Origin of the sequence: Saccharomonospora iraqiensis subsp. iraqiensis (assembly GCF_000430445.1) — a bacterium.
Lineage (GTDB): Bacteria > Actinomycetota > Actinomycetes > Mycobacteriales > Pseudonocardiaceae > Saccharomonospora > Saccharomonospora iraqiensis.
In genome coordinates, this window is the sequence record NZ_KE387069.1 from 1 (window position 1) to 3,836 (window position 3,836).

The 3,836-nt window shown below is 71.2% G+C and carries 4 protein-coding genes and 1 pseudogene; all 5 read left to right on the forward strand.

The annotated features are described in order from the left end of the window. Window positions 1–170: 170 nt before the first annotated feature. Window positions 171–527, forward strand: coding sequence for a histidine triad nucleotide-binding protein (locus ACTIR_RS0106780; protein WP_026453694.1), 357 nt, complete (start codon window positions 171–173; stop codon window positions 525–527). Window positions 528–645: 118 nt separating this feature from the next. Then, entirely contained in the window at window positions 646–1,779 is a 1,134-nt protein-coding gene (locus ACTIR_RS0106785; protein ID WP_233345846.1) for a PhoH family protein, read from the forward strand. Further along, window positions 1,776–2,327 carry an rRNA maturation RNase YbeY gene (gene ybeY, locus ACTIR_RS0106790; RefSeq protein ID WP_026453696.1) on the forward strand — a complete coding sequence of 184 codons (552 nt, stop codon included), beginning with the start codon at window positions 1,776–1,778 and terminating at the stop codon, window positions 2,325–2,327. Before ACTIR_RS0106785 ends, ybeY begins: the two co-directional genes overlap by 4 nt. Further along, complete coding sequence (locus ACTIR_RS0106795) at window positions 2,324–3,667, forward strand: hemolysin family protein (RefSeq protein WP_026453697.1); 1,344 nt, start codon at window positions 2,324–2,326, stop codon at window positions 3,665–3,667. The genes ybeY and ACTIR_RS0106795 overlap by 4 nt, the downstream gene beginning before the upstream one ends. Further along, window positions 3,660–3,836, forward strand: a pseudogene (locus tag ACTIR_RS22070) (cytidine deaminase); the annotation flags it as partial. The gene ACTIR_RS0106795 and the pseudogene ACTIR_RS22070, both read left to right, overlap by 8 nt.

Sequence of the window (3,836 nt, forward strand, 5' to 3'; positions counted from 1 at the left end):
GGGCGAAGCCCGTCGCCGGCGCCGACCGGCCGCAGTACCCTGCTGGCCGCAGTACCCTGCTGGGCACAGGCACCGGCCACCGGGCCTGCCGGAGACGACGAGACCAGCGCAGCCGAGCCGGGGCGAGACCAGCGCCGCCGAGCCGGCGAGCCACCGCCACCGGGAGGGTCATGAGCGACGAGAAGACGTTGTTCGAGCGGATCATCGACCGGGAGGTCCCCGCCGACATCGTGCACGAGACCGACACCACCCTCGCGTTCCGCGACATCAGTCCCCAGGCGGCCACCCACGTGCTCGTGGTGCCGAAAACCCGGTACCGGAACGTGGCCGAGCTCGCCGCGGCCGACCCGGGGCTGCTGGCCGACGTCGTCGGCACCGCGGCCACGGTGGCCGAGCGGGAGGGGCTCGGTAACGGCTACCGCGTCGTGTTCAACACGGGCGCCGACGCGGGCCAGACGGTCTTCCACGTCCACGCACACGTCCTCGGTGGGGAACAGCTCGGCCATTTCGGGCGTTATCACCAGTGAGTCCCGGGCGGGTAAACTCCCGTGCCCCGGTGGTGGTCCAGCCGCTACCATCGGTATGACCAGGGACGACGACATCCACGACCCGCACGTCACGTGCAGAAGGCAGGCCAGAGGCCACGTGGCCGGAACCGAACCGCTGCATCCCGCGCACCTCACCCCGGACGAGGCGGACCCGTCGCAGGCCGCGTCCGACCCGCAGCCCGTTCCGACGGACGGGCCGGTGGACGGGGCGGATGACACCGCCGCGCAGGGCCGGTCGGCACAGTCGCACTTCCCGATCCCGGACGCCGCCGCACTCGTGCTGCTCGGCTCCGCCGACGAGAACCTGCGCGTCGCCGAGGACCTGCTCGACGCGGATGTGCACGTCCGGGGCAACGAGATCACCCTGACCGGGGCCTCCAGCGAGGTGGCCTTCGCCGAACGGGTGTTCGCGGAGCTGGTGACGCTGGCGGACAAGGGGCAGCAGATCCGGCCGGACACGGTCCGCAGGACGGTGACGATGCTCTCCGGCGGCGGCTCGGAGTCGCCCGCCGAGGTGCTGAGCATGAACATCCTGTCCCGGCGGGGACGCACCATCCGGCCCAAGACGCTGAACCAGAAGCGCTACGTCGACGCTATCGACCGGCACACCGTGGTGTTCGGCATCGGCCCCGCGGGCACGGGCAAGACTTACCTGGCGATGGCGAAGGCCGTGCAGGCGCTGCAGAACAAGGAGGTCACGCGGATCATCCTGACCCGACCGGCCGTGGAGGCCGGTGAGCGGTTGGGTTATCTGCCGGGCACGTTGTCCGAGAAGATCGACCCCTACCTGCGGCCGTTGTACGACGCGCTGTACGACATGCTCGACCCCGAGTCGATCCCGCGGCTGATGCAGGCGGGCACGATCGAGATCGCGCCGCTGGCCTACATGCGTGGCCGCACCCTCAACGACGCGTTCATCATCCTGGACGAGGCGCAGAACACGACGCCGGAACAGATGAAGATGTTCCTCACCCGGCTGGGCTTCGGCTCCCGGATCGTGGTGACCGGGGACATCACCCAGGTCGACCTGCCCGGCGGGCAGCGCAGTGGCCTCCGGATCGTCCGTGAGATCCTCGAAGGCGTGGAGGATCTGCATTTTTCGACACTGAGCAGTCACGACGTGGTACGGCACAAGCTGGTGGGCGACATCGTCGACGCCTACGAGAAATGGCAGGCCGAGCAGGACGACACCGCCGACGACCGTGCGGCGGGCGGACGGGGACGCCGGTGAGCATCGAGATCGCCAACGAGTCCGGTGTCGACGTCGACGAGACCTCGATCGTCTCGGCGGCCCGGTTCACGCTCGACCGCATGGAGGTCAGCCCGCTCGCCGAGCTGTCGGTGTCGCTGGTGACCCAGGACGTCATGGAACAGCTGCACGTCCGGTGGATGGATCTGCCCGGCCCCACCGACGTGATGGCGTTCCCGATGGACGAGATGGAGGCGGGCCGCGGGCCGGAGGCCCCCGAGTCGTCCCCCGCGCTGCTGGGGGACATCGTGCTGTGCCCCGGTTTCGCCGAGGACCAGGCCGCCACGGCCGGGCATCCGCTGCTCGACGAACTGCACCTGCTCACGGTGCACGGCGTGTTGCATCTGCTCGGGTACGACCACGCCGAGCCGGAGGAGGAGCGGGAGATGTTCGGCCTGCAGAACCGGGTCCTCGCCGACTTCCGCGCCGCGCTGGACGCCGCACGGCGCCAGGACACCCAGCGCGGCAACGACGAGCGGTTGCTCGGGACGGCGGGGCTCGACGAAGGGACCGATCCGGAGCCATCGTGACCCCCTCGGCCACTTTCCTGGTCGTCGCCGCGCTGCTGGTGCTGCTCGGCGGGATACTCGCGGCGGCCGACGCCGCGATCGGTGCCGCCTCGGCCGCGCGTGTCGAGGGCCTGATCCGCTCGGGCCGCGTCGGCGCCCGCCAGCTGGACCTCGTGCTCCGCGAACGCACCAGGCACATCAATCTGCTCCTGCTGCTGCGCATGGGCTGCGAGCTCACCGCGACCGTGCTGGTGACCGTGGTGGCTCTGCGCCTGCTCGACTCCGTCTGGCTCGCCGTGCTGACGGCCAGCCTGGGCATGGCGCTGGTGAGCTACGTGCTCGTCGGGGTGGGCCCCCGCACCCTGGGCCGCCAGCATCCGTACCGGATCGGTCCGCTGGTGGCCGGTCCCGTCCGGGTGCTCGGCACGGTGCTCGGTCCGCTCAGCCGCCTGCTGATCGTCCTCGGCAACGCCATCACCCCGGGCCGCGGCTTCCGGGAGGGGCCGTTCACCACCGAGGCGGAACTGCGCGAGCTGGTCGACCTCGCCGAGGAGCGGGGCGTGGTGGGCACCGAGGAGCGGGAGATGATCCACTCGGTGTTCGAGCTCGGCGACACCGTGGCCCGCGAGGTGATGGTGCCCCGCACCGAGATCGTGTGGATCGAGCACGACAAGACCGTGCGGCAGGCCCTGGCGCTGTCGATGCGGACGGGGTTCACCCGCCTCCCCGTGATCGGCGAGTCGGTGGACGACATCACGGGTGTGGTGAACCTCAAGGACCTCGTGGCGGCGTCCATCGCCGAGGGCGGCACCGCGCGCGCGGTCGGGGAGCTGATGACCCCCGCGAACTTCGTGCCGGACTCGAAGCGGCTGGACACGCTGCTCAAACAGATGCAGGTCTCCCGCCACCACATGGCGGTGCTGGTGGACGAGTACGGCGGCACGGCCGGGCTGCTCACCATCGAGGACATCCTCGAGGAGATCGTCGGGGAGATCGCCGACGAGTCCGACGCCGACGAGCGTCCCCCGGTGGAGCACGTCGACGACCATGTCGTGCGGGTCTCGTCCCGGCTGGGGCTCGACGACCTGGCGGAGCTCTTCGAGGTCGACCTCACCGACCACGACGTGGAGACGGTCGGTGGCCTGATGGCCGAGCGCCTCGGGCGGGTCCCGCTGCCGGGTGCGGAGGCCGAGGTGGAGGGCCTGCGGCTGCGGGCCGAGGGCGGAAAGGACCGTCGTGGCCGGATGCGGATCACCACGGTGGTGGTGCGCCCGGCCGACGGGCACGCGACCGGTGCGGGCACCAGGCCCGGCGCCGACGAGAACCAGGACCGATCCGACAGGAGAGTGGAGCATGCCTGAGCTGGACCCGGAGGACGAGAAGCTCGTCGTCCTGGCCCGTTCGACCAGGGCACGGGTGCAGGCGGCCGAGGGCGCCGCCGTACGGGACACCGACGGGCGCACCTACGCCGCCGCCTCGGTCGAGCTCCCGTCGCTGCGGCTGACGGCCGCGCAGGCCGCCGTGGCCGCC